Genomic DNA, 18267 nt, shown 5'->3' on the forward strand with positions numbered 1-18267 from the left:
CTTATTCCCCCACCATTTCAGTATTGGCCGCACCCGGCGGTACCATCGGATACACTTTTTCTTCAGCATCGATACGCACGTGGATCAGCGCCGGACCCGGGCGATCGATAATCGCCTGCAGCGCCGCCTGCGGGTCGGCTTCGTTATTTAAATCACAGGTTTGCAGACCAAAACCGGCGGCAATCTGCATAAAGTTGACCATGCCAGGATAGGTTGCGGCGAATACGCCCTGCTTATAGAACAGGCTCTGCTGCTGATAAACCAGCCCCAGCGCTTCGTTATTCATGAGGATAATTTTCACGTCCAGCTGATTTTCCGCCGCGGTAGCCATTTCCTGAATGTTCATCATCAGGCTGCCGTCTCCGGAGAAGCAGATGACCTTGCGCTGCGGGTTAGCCAGCGCCGCGCCTACCGCGGCAGGCAGACCAAAGCCCATGGTGCCGAGGCCGCCGGAGGTCAGCCACTGGCGCGGACGGTTCAGCGGATACGCCTGCGCGACCCACATCTGGTGCTGGCCGACGTCGGTGGTCACGATTGCCTCATCGTCAACGCAGGCGGCAACGGCGTTAATCAGGCCATAGTGGGTAAGCGGGTCTTGCTCCTGCGGAATGGTGCAGGGGAACTCCCGCTGCAGATCGGCCACCAGCTGCAGCCATTCGCTGCGCGGCTGCGCCTCGACCTGCGGGAGCAGCTGCGCCAGCACTTCGCCAACATCGCCCTGAATCGCCACGTGCGGCTGTTTGATTTTACCCAGCTCAGAGCGGTCGATATCAACGTGGATAATTTTCGCATTCGGGCAGAACTGCTCGGTTTTACCAATCGCCCGGTCATCAAAACGCGCCCCTAAAACAACCAATAAATCAGCCTCTTGCAAAATAAAATTGGTGCTGCGCGCGCCGTGCATCCCCAGCATGCCCAGCGACAGCGGATGCGCTTTCGGCAGCATCCCCAGCGCCATCAGGGTCTGGGTGGTCGGCAGGTTGGCTTTTTCCGCCAGTTGGCGAATGTGCTCAGGCGCGTTGATCACCCCACCGCCCAGATAGAGCACCGGACGCTGCGCGGCGTTAATCATCGCCGCCGCTTCACGCACGCTGGCGCTATCGAACATCGGAGCCGCCGTACGGGCGCCGGGTTCCGGCAGGGCATCGAGCTCAATGGTCGCGGCCTGAACATCCTTAGGAATATCTATCCACACCGGCCCTGGTCGCCCGGACTGCGCGATGCGAAACGCGTCGCTCATCACCTGCGGCAGTTCAGCGATGTTGCGTACCAGATAGTTATGTTTCGTGATGGGGATAGAGATACCGTAGGTGTCAACTTCCTGGAAGGCATCGGTGCCGATCATTGAAGCCGGAACCTGGCCGGTAATGCACACCAGCGGAATCGAATCCAGACGGGCATCGGCGATAGCGGTGATCAGGTTAGTGGCTCCCGGGCCGCTACAGGCCATACACACCGCCGGTTTGCCCTCGGTGCGCGCCATGCCCTGGGCGATAAATCCCGCGCCCTGCTCGTGACGCGCCAGAATATGGCGGATCTGAGTGCTTTGACTTAACGCATCGTAAATCGGAAGGATGGAGCCGCCCGGAATGCCGCTGACCGTAGTGATCCCCTGACGCTCCAGTAAATGAACGACTAACTGTGCGCCAGTGAAGCGCATTTTTTGTGATGTTGTGCCCGAACTTGCCATGCTCCAGTCCTTTTATTCTGGGCCGACTTACCGGGGGGCATGAAACGAAAAACCCCGCTCGGTTTGCGCCGGCGGGGTTTGGAATTCGTGTTGTTCCGGACCCTACGGCGCGTTGCCGACGACGACCACCACAGACACGACGACCACCGCGGCAGGCGCGGTTAGTAGTAGGGTCGAAGTCAGCGTGGTAGCGTTCATTAGGGACCTGTTGTCTCAAAAAAGGGAATGAATTTATACAAACACAGCTTTTGTCATTTCACAATGGATTTATTTTCAACCAGGAAAAACTGCGCGGAAGATCACATTAATTTGCGGCGGGATAAAAACAAAAAACCCCGCCGCGGCGAGGTTTTCTGCTCGGTGTTTTTACGGTTGGTGGCCGCAAGCACACTGTATTACGTCAACGAAAAAAGTATACGCGATCGGGGAAGAAGGCGCAATTTTCACGACGGTTTTTGCTGATTTAGAGTATGGATCGCGTATGCAAATTTGTCCAAAAAATACTGTTCATACATACAGTATTCATTCTATACTGAGGGGGTACGCAGGGTGAATCTGGGGCCGCACTTTTACCGGCGCAAAAAAAGTCCTGGCTGAAACGGGTGGTGCCGTCAGCGCCTTAACCCCAGAAGAGCACACTGTGTTACGTCAACAAATACCCCGAATCATTTAGCCCGCAACCCACTGGTCGCGCCTGAATGATGACGGGTATACCCTGGCTGGCAACAGGCGGCGGAAAGGTACGCCAGCCGGTTGTGCTCCTGAACCAGAGGAGACGCGTATGGGCGGAGTGGATATCGTTGTTCTGATCCTGAAACTCATGGTTGCCGTGTTGCAACTACTTGATGCAGTCCTGAAACAGTTCCGCTGATTCAGGTTCAAGTCGCACCTGAGAGGGGCGGGAAACCGCCCCTCTACAGGCTAACCTGACGGAGAAAATTATGGCCCCCTTGTTGATTGCCGCCATCACCCCGGACGAACCCGGTTTTTCGGCACTACGCGCCGAAAGCCTGACGCAAAACCTGACTATGCTGGGCCGCCTGGCGGAGAACTGGCAGAGCGAGATAAACCGCTTTAACGCGCCGGGAGAAAAGCTGCTGGGCGCTTTTGCATTTGGGCAGCTGGTCGGGGTTTGCGGGCTCAATGTCGACCCTTTTAGCCAGCAGCCGCGAGCCGGCCGCATCCGCCATTTATATATCGGCGAGCGCCACCGTCGGCAGGGGATCGGGCATCAGCTGCTGGTCTCGGTTATTGCCCACTCCGGCGCCAGCTTTGATTTTCTCAACACCCATGCGCCGTCAACGGCCTGGTCGTTTTATGAAAATCTGGGATTTCGCCCGGTCTATGATGAACCGCGGGTCACCCATCGCCTGTTTTGTTCGCTCTAGCTGTCTCTGGTTGCCAAAGCGCGCCCATGTTACAGTCCAGTGACGATTTATCCCCCAGCGCCAGGCTGCAATGACCATTACCGTATTCTGTATATTGCTGTTCGCCGCCCTGCTTCACGCAAGCTGGAACGCTATCGTTAAAGCCAGCGGCGATAAAATGTACGCGGCGATTGGCGTTAGCGGCTCTGCCTCGCTCATCGCCCTGGTTTTGCTCCCTTTTGCCCCCCAGCCGACGCTGGCCAGCGTGCCGTTTCTTGCTGTCTCCTGCGCGCTACAGGTGGTGTATACGGTGCTGGTGGCGAAAACCTATCAGGTCTCGGATATGAGCCAGACCTATCCGCTGATGCGCGGAACCGCGCCGCTGCTGGTGGCGATAATCAGCGTTATCTTCCTTGGCGACCACCTCTCTCCGCTGGCGTGGCTGGGCATCGGCGTCATCTGCCTGGCGATACTGGCGATGGCGTTTAACGGTCGATCCCGTTCAAGCACCGGTATCCTATTAGCGCTGATCAACGCCTGCTTTATTGCCGGTTATACGCTGGTAGACGGAACCGGGGTGCGGCTTTCAGAAACCGCACTGGGCTATACGCTATGGACCTTTTTTATGAATGGCTTCTGTCTGCTGGGCTGGGCGATGATTGCCCGACGCCCGCAGGCCAGCCGCTATCTGCGCCAGCACTGGAAGAAAGGCCTGGTCGGCGGCGTTGGCACTATGGGTTCTTATGGCCTGGCGCTGTGGGCAATGACCCAGGCGCCGCTGGCGGTGGTTGCCGCCCTGCGCGAAACCTCAATTCTTTTTGGCGCGGTTATCGCGTTTATCCTGTTGAAAGAAAAGATGGTTCCATTACGCATCGTGGCTGCCTGCGGCATTGCCGCCGGGGCGATTCTGCTGCGGCTGTCGTAAACCACACATGGCAACATTAGTTGCCGATTGTTGTTTACAAAACCTGCCTGAACATCCCCGATAATCCCCCCTTACAGGGTTGTTCTGTCATTTTAATATGGTAGATTCCTCCATCGTTTTGCGGATGTGCCAGTCACATATTCTTTACCTTCAACTTTCTACAAAGTATTCATCGACATGAAACGGCATAAGAACTTCAATTTGTTGTTGATGCTGGTACTGCTGGTGGCCGTCGGCCAGATGGCGCAGACCATTTATATCCCGGCGATTGCCGATATGGCGGTATCGCTAAACGTGCGTGAAGGCGCGGTACAGAGCGTGATGGCCGCTTATCTGCTGACCTACGGCGTCTCGCAGCTTTTCTACGGCCCGCTCTCCGATCGCGTTGGCCGGCGTCCGGTGATCCTCGTTGGGATGTCTATTTTTATGCTGGCGACGCTGATTGCCATTACCACCCATAGTCTGCCAGTGTTGATCGCCGCCAGCGCACTGCAGGGAATGGGTACCGGCGTCGGCGGCGTGATGGCGCGTACCCTGCCGCGTGACCTGTATGAAGGCGCGCAGCTCAGGCACGCCAATAGCCTGCTGAATATGGGAATTCTGGTAAGCCCACTGCTGGCCCCGTTGATTGGCGGTATTCTTGATACCTTGTGGAACTGGCGGGCCTGCTTCGTATTCTTGCTGATTCTTTGCGCTGGCGTCACCTTCAGCATGGCGCGCTGGATGCCGGAAACCCGGCCCACCGGCGCACCGCGCACCCGTCTCATCACCAACTATAAAACGCTGTTCGGTACCGGCGCGTTCAACTGCTATCTGCTGATGCTGATCGGCGGCCTCGCGGGCATTGCCGTATTCGAAGCCTGTTCCGGGGTGCTGATGGGGGCGGTGCTGGGACTGAGCAGTATGTCGGTCAGCATTCTGTTTATTCTGCCGATTCCGGCGGCGTTCTTTGGCGCCTGGTTTGCCGGGCGGCCAAACAAACGCTTCCCGACGCTGATGTGGCAGTCGGTGATTTGCTGCCTGCTGGCGGGCGTGCTGATGTGGATACCGGGCCTGCTGGGCGTGATGACCGTCTGGACCCTGCTGGTTCCTGCTGCGCTGTTCTTCTTTGGCGCAGGAATGCTGTTTCCGCTGGCGACCAGCGGCGCGATGGAACCTTTCCCGTTCCTTGCCGGCACCGCCGGGGCGTTAGTGGGCGGATTACAAAACATCGGTTCCGGCGTGCTGGCGTGGCTGTCGGCGATGATGCCGCAAACCGGCCAGGGCAGCCTCGGCCTGCTGATGATGCTGATGGGATTGCTGATTCTGCTGTGCTGGCTGCCGCTGGCATCGCGGTTTCATCAACATCAGCAGCCGGTTTAAGGCTTCTTTGCGGGTTCCCCGGGTCGCGGCGCGGCGCGTCTTACCCGGGCGACAAAATGACGGACGGCGGTAAACCCGTAGCCCGGTCATACACAGCGCCACCGGGATGAAACTAAGCCGGTCATCATAATTGTGCCTGGCTCTGCAGCCAGTGGATAAAAGCATCGATTTTCGGCCACTGACGGCCCGGCAGGGTCGTCACGTAGTAGTGCTGATGGCATTTCAGGGTCATCTCGCCGAACGGCGCGATCAGTTCTCCGCTCTCCAGGCGCTTTTGCACCAGCCGCTTACGCCCCATCGCCACGCCGACGTGATTCATCGCGGCAATCACCGCTAAATCCGAACGATCGAAGCCAATACCCGACGATTGCGGCAACTCGATGCCGAATGTCTGCGCCCAGCTGAACCACTCATCGGTGCCGGAATCGTTACTCCAGGCCTGACGATCGTGCAACAGCGTACAGTGGCGAAGATTGCCGGGATTCTGCGGTAGCTGATGCTGGCGCGCGTAGTTCGCCGTGCAGACCGGCACGATGGCCTCATCCATCAGAAAATGGTGGCTCAACTGCGATGAAGGCGCATCATCGAAGTAGATCGCCAGATCGATGCCCGCACGCTGCATATTAACGTTATCGTTGCCGGTCAGCACGGTGAGCGATATCGACGGATAGCGGCGGGTAAAATCGCCGAGCGCAGGCACCAGCCAGCACTGGGCGATGGACGGGCGCGAATAAACCGTTAAGGTTCCCGACAGCTCCTGGTTTTTAATATCCAGAATCTCCTGGTTTAAGCTATCCAGCGAGGACTTCAGCGCCCAGTACACCCGCTTACCTTCATGCGTCAGCTCTACCTTGCGATGCGAGCGCACAAACAGCTGGATCCCCAGCTCTTCTTCCAGTTGGTTGATACGGTGGCTCACCGCGCTCGGCGTCAGCGACAGCTCCTCCGCCGCCAGCGCAAACGACTCATGCCGGGCGGCGACTTCAAAGGTATACAGCTTCGATAGCTGCCAGCCGTTAAGCAGGCGAGTGCCTAACTCTTTTAGCGTCTCCATCTCTTACTCCTTCACTATTCCCCGCCGAGTGTAAGAAATTTTTCGCGCCAGCTGCGCGTTAAAGATGAATAAAAGTGATTCATAGCACACATAACAGACAATTTTAGAGCAAAATCACCTTTTTGATTCAATCTGGTTCATCTGAAGGGCCGTTTATATCGTTTGTCAGCAGGCGCCGTTTTTCTGTTCAATAGCGATAGATTATTCACAGGCGAGGTGGGGTATGGAATCTCAGATCTGGGTTGTGAGCACGCTGCTGATCAGCATCGTGTTGATTGTGTTAACTATCGTCAAACTGAAGTTTCACCCGTTTCTGGCGCTGCTGCTGGCCAGCTTTTTCGTCGGCGCCATGATGGGCATGAGCCCGCTGGATATGGTTAACGCCATCGAGAGCGGGATTGGCGGCACGCTGGGCTTCCTGGCGGCGGTAATTGGGCTGGGGACGATTCTCGGCAAAATGATGGAGGTCTCCGGCGCGGCTGAGCGTATCGGCCTGACGCTTCAGCGCTGCCGCTGGCTGTCCGCTGACGTCATTATGGTGCTGGTGGGCCTGATTTGCGGGATCACGCTGTTCGTTGAAGTAGGCGTGGTGCTGCTGATCCCGCTGGCGTTTTCCATTGCCAAAAAGACCAACACGTCGCTGCTCAAGCTGGCCATCCCGCTGTGTACGGCGCTGATGGCGGTACACTGCGTGGTGCCGCCGCATCCGGCGGCGCTGTTTGTCGCGAATAAGCTGGGCGCGGATATCGGGACGGTGATCGTATACGGTCTGCTGGTGGGCCTGCTGGCTTCGCTGGTCGGTGGCCCGCTGTTCCTGCGGCTGCTCGGCAACCGCCTGCCGTTTAAAGCGGTTCCGGCTGAATTTGCCAATCTCGAAGTGCGCAAAGAAGAGACCCTGCCTTCGCTTGGCGCCACCCTGTTTACCGTCCTGCTGCCGATCGGCCTGATGCTGGTAAAAACCATCGCCGAACTGAATATGACCAAAGGCGGCACGCTATATATGCTGCTGGAGTTTATCGGTAACCCCATCACCGCCATGTTTATCGCGGTCTTTGTGGCCTATTACGTGCTGGGCATCCGTCAGAATATGGGCATGAGCACCCTGCTGACGCATACGGAAAACTGCTTCGGCTCTATCGCCAATATCCTGCTGATTATCGGCGCAGGCGGGGCCTTCAACGCCATCCTGAAGACCAGCGGTCTGGCCGATACGCTGGCGGTAATTCTGTCGAACCTCGATATGCACCCGATTCTGCTGGCCTGGCTGGTGGCGCTGATTCTGCATGCCGCAGTCGGTTCCGCCACCGTGGCAATGATGGGCGCAACCGCCATCGTCGCACCGATGCTGCCGCTCTATCCCGGCGTGAGCCCGGAAATCATCGCTATCGCCATCGGCTCCGGCGCGATTGGCTGCACTATCGTGACGGACTCCCTGTTCTGGCTGGTTAAGCAGTACTGCGGGGCAAGCCTTAACGAAACGTTCAAATACTATACCACAGCGACCTTTATCGCTTCGCTGCTTGCACTGGCCGGTACATTCCTGCTTTCTTTCATCATCTGAGCGCAAAGAGACGTAATATGAAAAACGCTGACATGACCAATTTACTCGCGCAGTTTCCTCTGCTGGAGGAACTGATAGCCCTGAAAGAAACCACCTGGTTTAACCCGTCAACGACGTCGCTGGCGGAAGGGTTACCCTACGTTGGCCTGACGACAGAAGACGTTCAGGACGCCCACGCCCGGCTCGATCGTTTTGCGCCATACCTGGCGGAAGCCTTTCCGGAAACCGCAGCCACTGGCGGTATTATCGAATCAGAACTGGTAGCCATCCCGGCAATGAAGGCCCGGCTGGAAAAAACCTTTCATCAACCGATTGGCGGCGATCTGCTGCTGAAAAAAGACAGTCACCTGCCGATTTCCGGCTCGATTAAGGCCCGCGGCGGCATTTATGAAGTGCTGACGCATGCGGAAAAACTGGCGATCGACGCGGGATTATTAAACACAACCGATGATTATCGTAAGCTGCTAACCCCCGAGTTCAGGGCCTTCTTCAGCCAGTACAGCATCGCCGTTGGCTCCACCGGCAACCTGGGAATGTCGATTGGCATTATGAGCGCACGCATCGGCTTCAAGGTGACGGTACATATGTCCGCCGACGCCAGAGCGTGGAAAAAGGCCAAACTGCGCAGCCACGGCGTAACGGTGGTGGAGTACGAAGAGGATTACGGCGTGGCGGTTGAGCAGGGACGGCAAGCCGCCGAGTCCGACCCGAACTGCTTCTTTATCGATGACGAGAACTCGCGCACCCTGTTCCTCGGCTACTCCGTGGCCGGCGAGCGGCTAAAAGCGCAGTTTGCCCGCGAAGGGCGCGTAGTGGACGCCAGTCATCCTCTGTTTGTTTACCTGCCGTGCGGCGTTGGCGGCGGCCCCGGCGGCGTGGCGTTTGGCCTGAAGCTGGCGTTTGGCGATAGCGTACACTGCTTCTTCGCCGAACCGACCCACTCCCCGTGCATGTTGCTGGGTGTCTATACCGGTCTGCATGACCAGATTTCGGTTCAGGATCTGGGGATTGATAATCTGACCGCCGCAGACGGCCTGGCGGTAGGCCGCGCCTCCGGTTTCGTGGGTCGGGCAATGGAGCGCCTGCTGGATGGGTTCTACTCTCTCGATGACCAGACCATGTACGATATGCTGGGTTGGTTAGCCGAAGAAGAAGGTATTCGCCTGGAGCCATCCGCTCTGGCCGGCATGGCCGGGCCGCAGCGGGTCTGCGCCAGCCAGGCGTATCAGCAGATGCACGGTTTCACCGCTGAGCAGATGCGCAATGCGACCCATCTGGTGTGGGCAACCGGCGGCGGCATGGTGCCGGAAGAGGAGATGGCGCAGTATCTGGCAAAAGGACGGTAAACCTGCAGCAAGGGGAATACGATGGCGACGAAGCCTCTTTCGTCGCCATTTTTTTAGCGCAGCAGATGCATAAGCTCAACCGGCGAACGGTGCTGATTGAGTAGATCGCGCAGAACGCGCATATAGGGAGCGCTCCAGCTATAAAACTGCCGGTATCCCTCACAAAGGGCATTGGAGCCATCCTCCAGACGCAGCTGCGGGCAGCCCCCACCGCATAATCTTAGCCAGGCGCAGCCAGCGCAGGCCGGCCCCGGCGGATTATTAGCATACTGCACTGACTCGCCGCGCCATGCGCGCAGCGTGGCCTCAAAAAGCGGCACGACGATACGATTAGCATCTTCTTTGACCCAAATCGCGAAAACCGCGCAAAGAAAATCCCCCCACAGACGGGCGTCGGCGGGCTGCAGATGGGGAATAAACTTGATAGCCACTGCCCCCTGGGCGCTCAACTGATGGTAGACGAGCTCGGGGCGTTCACACTCCTGACGATGAATGATCACTTCCTGCACGGGAATATCGCTCGCCAGAGACTGGCAGTTGCCGCAGTGCCGATCGTCACCGTAGTCAGCCTGACATCCTGTCATGTCACATCCTTAATAAACAAAATCACCTGTCGTATATGGGTTACAGCAAACAACAATGACAGGGAAAGTACTGCGAATGCGATCAAAAATTTGTCACGAACCGCCTGCGGCTGAGCAAAATCGCTTTGCTCGACGTTCATCAGATTACGGCTGCGGGTATAGCGCCAGAGGATAATGGCAACGAACGGCAATATGCCCAGCGAGATCCAGAATGGAAGCCCCGCCTGATGCCAGTGGTGCTTAATCGCCAGCGCCAGCAGCGCGCCATAGCCCAGCAGGGTTCGAAACCAGGCCAGCGACGTGCGCTCCGGCTGCAGCCCCGGATCGCTCTCACGACGCGCCCGACGATTATCCGGCATAGAGCACCAGCGCCATCACCACCACGATAACGATGGTCAACAGAATGCTGATCAGCAGCAACGTGCGGGTATAGGGCAAATCCTGCTTAAGGCGCATCGCTTTTTCGTTGCTCAGCCAGCGTAAATAGCCGTATATCGCCAGACCGCCGGCAAACAGGCACAGCAGCAGAGCGAGGATTTCGCGAATCAGCGGCGTGGCGAAATCCGGCGCCAGCTGGTCGAGGCCAACGCCACCGGCCAGAAAGCCGAGAGAAGTGCGGATCCACGCCAGAAAGGTACGTTCATTGGCCAGCGAGAAGCGGTAATCCGGTGCTTCGCCAAGGCGGGATATTTTCATCATAACTCCTTGATGGGTTCCCGATTGCGTAAAATACCGGCGATTCTACCTGAGAGCCAAAGCCGAAGGCATTAATAATCGCCCCATTTCAGAGAAAGTTCAGGCCTGACAGCCGCTTAAAGTCGGGCTATCAGGCCGATGATGGACGGCCATATCGTGCAAGTTATGGCCCAGCGGGTCCGCGTTTCTACCGGGCAATACCTGACGAGCGCTCTTTTCCCGCGCGTTGAACTCGTCAAAACTTCTGTTTTTTCTCCTCCACCTTCACGCCCCGCGTCGGCAGTCCAGTGTCATAGTCGCGCACGACCGGCGAGTAGCCGTCCTGCGGGCGCGGGCGGAAAGCGCCCATCCAGCGCGGCAGGGCATCCGGCCGCCACGGACGCAAGCTCCATTGATAAGTACGGAACGGGTCGCGGATTTTATCCATATAGTTAAGCAGCGCATCGTGCATTTGACAGCGAACGTCGGCGAAATCGGGGCGATTAATAAGATTATACAGCTCATCCGGGTCGTTTTTCCTGTCGTACAGTTCATCGCTGGTAAACAGGTTAAGCACCAGTTTGTACTCATCCGTCACCCAGCAGCGCACCGGGATAAACCCGCCAAAGCTGTCATGTTCAATCTCATAGCGATTGAATTCCACCATCACCCCGCGCGACGTATCGGCGTTAAGAATATTATCCCCCGGCAGAATATCGGGCTTAGGGATACCCGCCAGCGCCATCATCGTCGGTAGCAGGTCGATATGGCTGACCGGCGCGTCGATCTGCATGGGTACGCCCTGCGGCGGGCGCATGATCAGCGGAATACGAGTGATATCGTCATACATCGCCGCGCCTTTGCTAATGAGCCTATGGGCGCCCATCATCTCGCCGTGATCGGAAGTATAAATAACCCAGGTATTGTCCCGCTGCTGTGGCGTTAAGGCGTTAATCACCCGACCAATCTGATCGTCGACAAAGTCGTTGCAGGCAAAGTAGAGCGGATGATGATAGCGCCCATCTTCACCTACCGGGGAGGGCATCGCCTGCGACCACAGGCGATGGTGTTCCGGTTTATCGGCGAGCGAGTCATGAGCCTTTGGCCCAAGATCATAATAAAAGTCCTGGTACTTGCGCAGATACTCTACCGGGCAGGTAAACGGATGGTGCGGCTCATCGTAGGAAACCACCATCAGGAACGGCTCGTCAGCGCGGGCGGGCTGGCGCAGGAAGTCGACCGCCCGGTTGCTGATGCGGTGCGCCCAGGTGAAGGTTTCATCTATCCCATGCTGCAGTAAATCTTCTACGCTGTTCAGGCCGTTACGCCACAGGCCGATCTCTTCCTCGGTCAGCTCTGCGAGGTAATTCGCGCCGTCAAACCAGTAGTCAGCGTCCCACTCGGGCGGGCACTCGCCGGTACCAAAGTAGTCGTGACCATCCAGATGCCACTTGCCGATATAGCAGGTGCGGTAACCCGCATCCTTAAAGTAGCGCCCCATGGTGGAGATGTTTTTCCCCGGCGCGACGTTATTGGTCCACGGGCCGGACTGGTTGGCATAAATTCCGGTAAACAGTCCGGCACGTGCCGGGGTGCATACCGGCGAGCAGGTATAGGCGGAATTGAAGCGGATACCTTCGGCGGCCAGACAATCAATATTTTGGGTATTCAGCGGCTTACCGCTGTAACAACCCACCATATTGGTAGCCTGGGTATCGGTCATAATAAACAGGAAATTGGGGCGACTCATGATTTTTCCTTCACATCGATAGCATAGGAAGCTGGAGCGGAGCGGCGTTCCCGCCAGCTGCTGTAAATCAGATAGATAATGACCGCTGCGGTAATGGCGTAGCTCACCGCCGCCAGCCAGCGAGTGCCGTAGCCGCCAAACTCGGCGAGGCCCGCGTAAACGCCGATCATCGCGAACAGAATGCCCACCGAGGCAATTTTCACGTGCCGGTACGGCTGCATATCAACGGCAAACGCATCATGGAATGTAAACGGCGTCGCCCGCGGCTTAATGAAGCCGATAACCAGCATCACCACCACGTTGATGCAGAACGTGCAGGCGAGCACGTAGAGGAAATGGAAATCAAATTTCACCAGGTAATTAATCGTGATGTAGCTAACAATCCCCAGCCCCATCGCTACTTTGGCGGCGATCGCCGGGATACGCGGAAAGAAGAAGCCCATAATGATGATGGTTACCAGCGGCACGTTATAAATACCGTTGAGCTGCTTCATCCAGCTATACAGCCCCTGCGGCGCATTAGCGATCCACGGCGCGACAATCACCGAGATCACCGCAATAAAAAGGCCAAATTTCCGCCCAATGCGCACCAGCTGCTCCGGCTGGGCGTTTTCATTGATGATGCGCCGGTAAATTCCCATGCTGAACAGGGTACTGGCGCTGTTTAAAAAGCCGTTAAAGGTACTGATAACGGCGCCAAACAGAACGGCGCCAAAAAAACCGACCAGCGGAAGCGGCATGACCTTGTTGACCAACGTCGGATAGGCCATATCCGCGCTCGGCAGATCCTGGTAGAGATGAAAGGCAATTAAACCGGGAAGCACCAGAATCAACGGATCGAGCATCTTGAGAACCGCCGTCAGCAGCGCCCCTTTCTGCCCCTCCGCCAGGCTTTTTGACGCCAGGGTACGCTGCACTATCCCCTGATTAGTACACCAGTAGAAGGTGTTCACCAGAATCAGGCCGGTAAACGCCGCGCCAATCGGTAGGGGGTCGCTGCTGCCGCCAATAGAGTTCAGCTTCTCCGCGTGTACCGTCGTCAGCTGCTCGATACCCTGTAAAAAACTCCCCTTCCCCATCGCCATCAGGCCAAAAATCGGTACCATCAGGCCGCCAATCACCAGGCCGATTCCGTTAATGGAATCAGCGATTGCCATCGCGCGCATGCCGCCGATTACCGCGTATAAAATCCCGGCCAGACCGAGCAAAATCACCAGTAACCAGATGGCGGCGCCCTGGGTCAGGCCCAGCGATTCACCAATATGAAAAAGGCTATTCAATGCCAGCGCGCCGGAGTAAAGCACGATGGGTAAAAAGCAGATACCGGTGGCGATAAGAAAGCAGAAGTCGATAATAATGCGGGTCGTTTTATCGTACCGCTCTTCCAGAAAGTCCGGGATGGTGGCGATACCGCGCTGCAGATAGCGGGGAAGAAAGATCAGCGCCAGGAAAATCAGCGTCACCGCCGATGTCACCTCCCAGCCCATAACCGACATGCCGCTTTTGTAAGCCTGGCCCGATAATCCCACCAGCTGTTCGGTCGATAAGTTGGTTAACATCAGCGAGGCGGCGATGACCGGCGCTTTCAGCGAACGGCCGGCAAGGAAATAGCCCTGCTGCGAGCCGGTATCCGCTTTTCTTACCTTAAACCAGGTAATGATAGCCACCAGCAATGTAAACCCGACAAAGCTCAAAATTTGTATGGCATTCATCTTAAAGCCCTTATTTGTCATTATATCCCGGCGCTATCCGGTACAGAGGAATAGCGTTTTATCCAGGTAAGGCGATGATTTATATAAAACGAGATGCAATGTATCCCTGCAAGGCTATTTCTTGCTAAATTCACCTCATCAGGTTGCAGGCATCATTGGCCGATGGGAAATTAAAATGAATGGAAAAATACAGATTTCGCATGTAAAAAACGAAACTACGTATAACATTCCGTTAGTTCTGGAAGAAAATGTGATCTCAAGCGGGATTTCACTGCTCTCGCTATGGCATACCCTGGCCGATGAAAGCTACCGGGTCAGCTGGCCGCGCGATAAAAAGAAACCGCTTATCGCCAACTCGTGGGTGGCGATATATACGCTCCAGGGATGTGGTAAAATATATCTCAGAGACCACACTGAAATAACCTTAAACGGTAACTGCGTCATATTCTTAAAACCCATCGAGATCAAATCCTATCACTGCGCCGGATTGGTCTGGGAACAATACTGGATGGAATTTATTCCTACTACGCTGATGCCTATTCCGGTATTACAAATCGGCACTATTTATCACGCCGATATTTTTAATAAGGAACTCAATGAAGTGGCCTTATTGATTGCTGACCGCGATCCGCTAAAGAATAATCTGGCCGTCGCCTACCTCACGAAAATCATTTATCAATGGATTTGCCTGATCGCCGAAAATGGCAAAAAAGATCGTCAACTGCAAAAGCTGGAAAAACTGATTGCCGCTCTACACGCTAATCCGCAAAAGCGCTGGAGCGTAGCCGATATGGCTGATGCTATGCAGTGCAGTGAACCCTGGCTGCGGCGCCTCTTTTTGCGTTATACCGGCAAAACGCCAAAGGAGTATTACCTTAACGCCCAGCTTGAGCTGGCGCAGTCGCTATTAAAGCAGGAGGGGAATACGGTGGGTAAGGTGGCGGAGATGCTGAACTTCTTCGACTCCTTTCATTTTAGCAAGGCCTTTAAACGCCGCTTCGGCTATGCGCCCTCAGCGGTGCTAAAAATGAATGACCGGCACCCTATGGATGCCGGTCAGCAGGATTAATGCAGTTCCGGCCAGTACTCTTTATTGGCCGCGATCAGGTCATCAAGAATCGCTTTGGCGACCGATGCGCTCGGCACGGTTTTCGACAGCGCAATCGCCTGCCATAGCTTATGGTAAGAGCGCTGTTCCCAGGCATCCACCACCAGTTTTTCCACCGCGACCTGCTGGCTCATCATCCCTTTCTGGAAGTGCGGAATATCGCCAACCGTCAGCGGTTCCGGTCCGTTGTGGCCAACCAGGCACGGAATTTCTACCATCGCATCGGCATCGAAGTTATGAATCGCGCCGTTGTTCGGCACAATCAGCAGCATGCGTTCCTGGGTATTAAAAGCAATTGCCGCCGCCAGATCGACGATATAGGAAGCATGTTCGTCAATTTCCAGATCCCCCGCGGATGAGTTACCGGCCTCAATAATGGCCCGGCAGGCGCTAAAGACGTTTTTCTCGCGATGATCCATCACCTCGTTGGCGCGGGTACGTTCCGGGTTAGAGTGCGCCACGACGTAGTCCGGGAACAAATAATACTTGAGGTAAGTATTGGGCATCGTATCCGGATCCAGCGCCTGCACGTCCTTCGCCTTGGCGAAGGTATCGTTCCAGCTGGCCTCGGTATGCGGGTCGTTTGACGGCGGCACATAGCCGAATTTCGCCACATGTTCGCGCAGTTTCGGCATCAGATCGTTGCCCTGTAAATCTTCAATCGAGGTCCACCAGCCGAAGTGATTCAGACCGTAGTAGCGCACGCGCATCTGTTTGCGGTCCTTAAGACCCACGATTTGCGCCATGCGCCCTTCGATACCGATCGGCATATCGCAGATGTTGAGAATTTTAGCGTTCGGACGCAGGCGACGGGTCGCTTCCGCCACAATTGCCGCCGGGTTGGAGTAGTTCAGCATCCAGGCGTTTGGCGAATATTTTTCCATATAGTCCACCAGTTCCAGAACGCCGCCGATGGAGCGCATACCGTAGGCGATACCGCCAGGACCGCAGGTTTCCTGCCCCAGCACACCGTGACGCAGCGGAATTTTTTCATCTTTTTCACGCATCGGATATTTGCCCACGCGGATATGCGCCATCACGAAATCAACGTCGGTAAAGGCCGCCTGCGGGTCAGTGGTGTAGCTGAACGCGATATCCGGCGCCTGCTCTTTGAGAATGACTTTGCACGCCTCGGCAATGGTCTCCTGACGCGCGCCGTCGTTGTCGTAAAATTTCAGCGACCGCAGCGGGAAGCGATCCTGGTTCGCTAACAGCATCAGCACGATGCCCGGGGTGAAGGTACTGCCGCCGCCTGCGATAACAACTGAGAATTTTTTCATGATACTGCCTCCGTCATGGTGGTTTGTTCGGTCTGTAGAGAATCTTTTATCAGGGTTTCCAGCTGGTCGCGGACCTGAGGAACGTGCAGGCCGACGATGACCTGAATTGCGTTGCCGCGGCGGACTACGCCATGGGCGCCCAGCGCTTTAAAGACGTCGTCGCTTTGGGTCTTCGCCATATCGACCAGCGCAATGCGCAGCCGGGTGGCGCAGTTATTGATGCTCTCGATGTTGCCCGCTCCGCCCAGCGCCTGCAGGAAGCCGGCGGCCTGGCCCAGTTTGGTATCTGTAGCCCCCGCAACGCTGGTTTTGCCGCGCGCGGCCTGGTAATCCGCTTTGCTGTAGAGCTTAATTTCACTCTCTTCACGGCCCGGCGTTTTCAGGTTCAGGCGCAGAATCAGAGTGCGGAAGATAACGAAGTAGATCGCGGTGAAGCATGCGCCAACGCCTATCTGGATAAACATCATCGACGCGTGGTTGTGGAACATCGGGATCCAGTTTTGCGGCAGGAACTGGTCGAGCAGGCCGCCACCAAAGTTGCCGACCACGCCGCAGATATACATCACCGTCGCCATAGTGGCCGCGAGCACCGCATGGACGGCAAACAGCAGCGGCGAGATAAACAGGAAGGTGAACTCTAACGGCTCGGTTATTCCCACCAGTACGGCGGTCAAGGTGGCAGGAATCAGCAGACCGGCGACTTTCACGCGGTTTTCCGGTGCTGCGGTGTAGTAGAGCGCCAGCGCGATCCCCACGGAACCAAAGACCTTCGAGTTACCGTGCAGCGCGAATCCGCCTTCCGGGAACAGGGTTTTCAGCGCCTCGGTACTCTGGCTGAATTCATGTAAATGCTGCGCCCAGTAAACCTGAATACCGCTTTCCACTACCGCCGGGCCGAAAATAAACGGTCCGTAGACGAAGTGGTGTAAACCGGTCGGGATCAGGATACGTTCAAGGAAGATATAGACCCAGACGCCCAGCGCCCCGGCCGAGCGTAAAAAGGCCTGCAGGGATTCGATACCCATCTGCACTTTTGGCCATCCCAACAGCGTCAGCCAGGCGCAGGGAATCATCGCCAGGAAGGCGACAATCACCACAAACGAGGAGCCCTGGAAAATCCCCAGAAACACCGGCAGCGGTTTATCGAAGTAGCGGTTATGCAGGGCGGTCACCAGCCCGGAGATAACGATCGCGCCAATAATGCTGGTATCGAGCGTTTTTATCCCGGCCATCATCGTCAGGCCGCTGCCTGCCGTTGGTTCAACGGAGAAGTCGACGCCGAAGAAGTGGCCCCAGGTCATCCCCATGGCGTTGATGAAATAGTTCCAGGTCATGAAGCTGACCAGTACCGCCAGACAAGCCCGGCCCTGAGCTTGTTTCGCCAGGCCGATCGGCAAACCGACGGCAAAAATCAGCGGCATATTACGAAAGACGGTCCAGCCGCCCTCTTCAATGATGTAAACGATCTGAGCAAATAAACTATCGGGTGCTGTGAGCGCTTCGCCGACGAACATCGGGTTACGCAACATAATGGCGATACCCACCACGATCCCGGCGAAAGGAAAGAGTAAAACCGGGGTAAACATGGCGCCGCCAAAGCGTTGTATTTGACTGAGCATTTGAAAATCCTCATGTAACAACTTATAGGGTGAGTGGCCTTATTGATACCCGGCATGCTCCACGAACAATGGTGAATAATTCAGGGTAACTATTGGTACTGGCCTGGGACGAGAATAGAAATTTGCCCGAGCGGCAACATGCGGCGCCGTTGCGATTCGTGATCGCTTTCATGGTTTTAATTACATCAATGTTGTCTACTTTCTTGTAAAAAATTAGACATGATGAATTATGGC

The 18267-nt window shown here is 56.2% G+C and carries 17 protein-coding genes; 7 read left to right on the forward strand and 10 right to left on the reverse strand.

The genetic code is table 11. From position 1 onward, the window contains the following. Position 1 precedes the first annotated feature (1 nt). Positions 2–1690, reverse strand: coding sequence for an acetolactate synthase large subunit (ilvB, locus tag ACSIPU_RS15260; protein WP_142472402.1), 1689 nt, complete (start codon positions 1688–1690; stop codon positions 2–4). A 102-nt stretch (positions 1691–1792) separates the two neighbouring features. Further along, positions 1793–1888, reverse strand: coding sequence for an ilvB operon leader peptide IvbL (gene ivbL / locus ACSIPU_RS15265; protein WP_004107123.1), 96 nt, complete (start codon positions 1886–1888; stop codon positions 1793–1795). A gap of 583 nt (positions 1889–2471) precedes the next feature. Here ivbL and tisB point away from each other — a divergent pair. The 4 genes from tisB (at position 2472) to emrD (ending at position 5344) form a co-directional block, all read left to right on the forward strand. Further along, on the forward strand, positions 2472–2561 hold the full coding sequence (gene tisB / locus ACSIPU_RS15270; protein ID WP_004107126.1) for a type I toxin-antitoxin system toxin TisB: 90 nt from the start codon (positions 2472–2474) through the stop codon (positions 2559–2561). A 70-nt stretch (positions 2562–2631) separates the two neighbouring features. After that, complete coding sequence (locus ACSIPU_RS15275; RefSeq protein ID WP_142472401.1) at positions 2632–3078, forward strand: GNAT family N-acetyltransferase; 447 nt, start codon at positions 2632–2634, stop codon at positions 3076–3078. Between the two features lie 70 nt (positions 3079–3148). After that, on the forward strand, positions 3149–3982 hold the full coding sequence (locus tag ACSIPU_RS15280) for a DMT family transporter (RefSeq protein WP_004107130.1): 834 nt from the start codon (positions 3149–3151) through the stop codon (positions 3980–3982). Positions 3983–4159: 177 nt separating this feature from the next. Beyond that, positions 4160–5344 (forward strand): multidrug efflux MFS transporter EmrD, encoded by a 1185-nt coding sequence (gene emrD / locus ACSIPU_RS15285; protein ID WP_004107131.1) that lies wholly within the window; start codon positions 4160–4162, stop codon positions 5342–5344. A gap of 124 nt (positions 5345–5468) precedes the next feature. Here emrD and dsdC read toward each other — a convergent pair whose 3' ends face one another. Next, complete coding sequence (gene dsdC / locus ACSIPU_RS15290; RefSeq protein WP_004107132.1) at positions 5469–6398, reverse strand: DNA-binding transcriptional regulator DsdC; 930 nt, start codon at positions 6396–6398, stop codon at positions 5469–5471. A gap of 223 nt (positions 6399–6621) precedes the next feature. Here dsdC and dsdX point away from each other — a divergent pair, with 223 nt between their 5' ends. Next, on the forward strand, positions 6622–7959 hold the full coding sequence (gene dsdX, locus ACSIPU_RS15295) for a D-serine transporter DsdX (protein WP_004116631.1): 1338 nt from the start codon (positions 6622–6624) through the stop codon (positions 7957–7959). Between the two features lie 17 nt (positions 7960–7976). Continuing rightward, positions 7977–9305: a D-serine ammonia-lyase gene (gene dsdA / locus ACSIPU_RS15300; protein ID WP_004107134.1), complete on the forward strand. Its 1329-nt coding sequence runs from the start codon at positions 7977–7979 to the stop codon at positions 9303–9305. A 53-nt stretch (positions 9306–9358) separates the two neighbouring features. Here dsdA and ACSIPU_RS15305 read toward each other — a convergent pair whose 3' ends face one another. The 5 genes from ACSIPU_RS15305 to ACSIPU_RS15325 all read right to left on the reverse strand — a co-directional run bounded on the left by ACSIPU_RS15305 (position 9359) and on the right by ACSIPU_RS15325 (position 14026). Continuing rightward, on the reverse strand, positions 9359–9889 hold the full coding sequence (locus tag ACSIPU_RS15305) for a hypothetical protein (RefSeq protein WP_023321807.1): 531 nt from the start codon (positions 9887–9889) through the stop codon (positions 9359–9361). Beyond that, positions 9886–10248 (reverse strand): DUF202 domain-containing protein, encoded by a 363-nt coding sequence (locus tag ACSIPU_RS15310; protein WP_004107142.1) that lies wholly within the window; start codon positions 10246–10248, stop codon positions 9886–9888. The genes ACSIPU_RS15305 and ACSIPU_RS15310 overlap by 4 nt, the downstream gene beginning before the upstream one ends. Beyond that, the gene (locus ACSIPU_RS15315; protein WP_004107145.1) at positions 10238–10585 is read right to left on the reverse strand and encodes a YidH family protein; all 348 of its coding nucleotides are present in this window, start codon (positions 10583–10585) and stop codon (positions 10238–10240) included. Before ACSIPU_RS15315 ends, ACSIPU_RS15310 begins: the two co-directional genes overlap by 11 nt. 235 nt (positions 10586–10820) lie before the next feature. Further along, on the reverse strand, positions 10821–12314 hold the full coding sequence (locus ACSIPU_RS15320; RefSeq protein WP_004107147.1) for a sulfatase-like hydrolase/transferase: 1494 nt from the start codon (positions 12312–12314) through the stop codon (positions 10821–10823). Further along, positions 12311–14026: a solute:sodium symporter family transporter gene (locus tag ACSIPU_RS15325; RefSeq protein ID WP_004107149.1), complete on the reverse strand. Its 1716-nt coding sequence runs from the start codon at positions 14024–14026 to the stop codon at positions 12311–12313. Before ACSIPU_RS15325 ends, ACSIPU_RS15320 begins: the two co-directional genes overlap by 4 nt. A 175-nt stretch (positions 14027–14201) precedes the next feature. Between ACSIPU_RS15325 and ACSIPU_RS15330 the strand changes: the two genes are divergently transcribed. After that, positions 14202–15095, forward strand: coding sequence for a helix-turn-helix transcriptional regulator (locus ACSIPU_RS15330; RefSeq protein WP_016807678.1), 894 nt, complete (start codon positions 14202–14204; stop codon positions 15093–15095). Here ACSIPU_RS15330 and ACSIPU_RS15335 read toward each other — a convergent pair. Together ACSIPU_RS15335 and ACSIPU_RS15340 are read right to left on the reverse strand one after the other, a co-directional pair. Further along, positions 15092–16414 (reverse strand): 6-phospho-alpha-glucosidase, encoded by a 1323-nt coding sequence (locus ACSIPU_RS15335; protein WP_004107159.1) that lies wholly within the window; start codon positions 16412–16414, stop codon positions 15092–15094. The genes ACSIPU_RS15330 and ACSIPU_RS15335 overlap by 4 nt on opposite strands. Beyond that, positions 16411–18033 carry an alpha-glucoside-specific PTS transporter subunit IIBC gene (locus ACSIPU_RS15340; RefSeq protein WP_004107161.1) on the reverse strand — a complete coding sequence of 541 codons (1623 nt, stop codon included), beginning with the start codon at positions 18031–18033 and terminating at the stop codon, positions 16411–16413. Before ACSIPU_RS15340 ends, ACSIPU_RS15335 begins: the two co-directional genes overlap by 4 nt. Positions 18034–18267: the final 234 nt, after the last annotated feature.

Source organism: Klebsiella sp. HN106, assembly GCF_051209435.1.
Classification (GTDB): domain Bacteria; phylum Pseudomonadota; class Gammaproteobacteria; order Enterobacterales; family Enterobacteriaceae; genus Klebsiella; species Klebsiella oxytoca.

Coding starts and splice junctions, on each gene's coding strand:
- dsdX (WP_004116631.1), top strand. CDS start 6,622: ATGGAATCTCAGATCTGGGTTGTGAGCACGCTGCTGATCAGCATCGTG.
- dsdA (WP_004107134.1), top strand. CDS start 7,977: ATGAAAAACGCTGACATGACCAATTTACTCGCGCAGTTTCCTCTGCTG.
- ACSIPU_RS15280 (WP_004107130.1), top strand. CDS start 3,149: ATGACCATTACCGTATTCTGTATATTGCTGTTCGCCGCCCTGCTTCAC.
- emrD (WP_004107131.1), top strand. CDS start 4,160: ATGAAACGGCATAAGAACTTCAATTTGTTGTTGATGCTGGTACTGCTG.
- ACSIPU_RS15335 (WP_004107159.1), bottom strand. CDS start 16,414: ATGAAAAAATTCTCAGTTGTTATCGCAGGCGGCGGCAGTACCTTCACC.
- ACSIPU_RS15310 (WP_004107142.1), bottom strand. CDS start 10,248: ATGCCGGATAATCGTCGGGCGCGTCGTGAGAGCGATCCGGGGCTGCAG.
- dsdC (WP_004107132.1), bottom strand. CDS start 6,398: ATGGAGACGCTAAAAGAGTTAGGCACTCGCCTGCTTAACGGCTGGCAG.
- ACSIPU_RS15315 (WP_004107145.1), bottom strand. CDS start 10,585: ATGAAAATATCCCGCCTTGGCGAAGCACCGGATTACCGCTTCTCGCTG.
- ACSIPU_RS15325 (WP_004107149.1), bottom strand. CDS start 14,026: ATGAATGCCATACAAATTTTGAGCTTTGTCGGGTTTACATTGCTGGTG.
- ACSIPU_RS15305 (WP_023321807.1), bottom strand. CDS start 9,889: ATGACAGGATGTCAGGCTGACTACGGTGACGATCGGCACTGCGGCAAC.
- tisB (WP_004107126.1), top strand. CDS start 2,472: ATGGGCGGAGTGGATATCGTTGTTCTGATCCTGAAACTCATGGTTGCC.
- ilvB (WP_142472402.1), bottom strand. CDS start 1,690: ATGGCAAGTTCGGGCACAACATCACAAAAAATGCGCTTCACTGGCGCA.
- ACSIPU_RS15330 (WP_016807678.1), top strand. CDS start 14,202: ATGAATGGAAAAATACAGATTTCGCATGTAAAAAACGAAACTACGTAT.
- ACSIPU_RS15275 (WP_142472401.1), top strand. CDS start 2,632: ATGGCCCCCTTGTTGATTGCCGCCATCACCCCGGACGAACCCGGTTTT.
- ACSIPU_RS15340 (WP_004107161.1), bottom strand. CDS start 18,033: ATGCTCAGTCAAATACAACGCTTTGGCGGCGCCATGTTTACCCCGGTT.
- ACSIPU_RS15320 (WP_004107147.1), bottom strand. CDS start 12,314: ATGAGTCGCCCCAATTTCCTGTTTATTATGACCGATACCCAGGCTACC.
- ivbL (WP_004107123.1), bottom strand. CDS start 1,888: ATGAACGCTACCACGCTGACTTCGACCCTACTACTAACCGCGCCTGCC.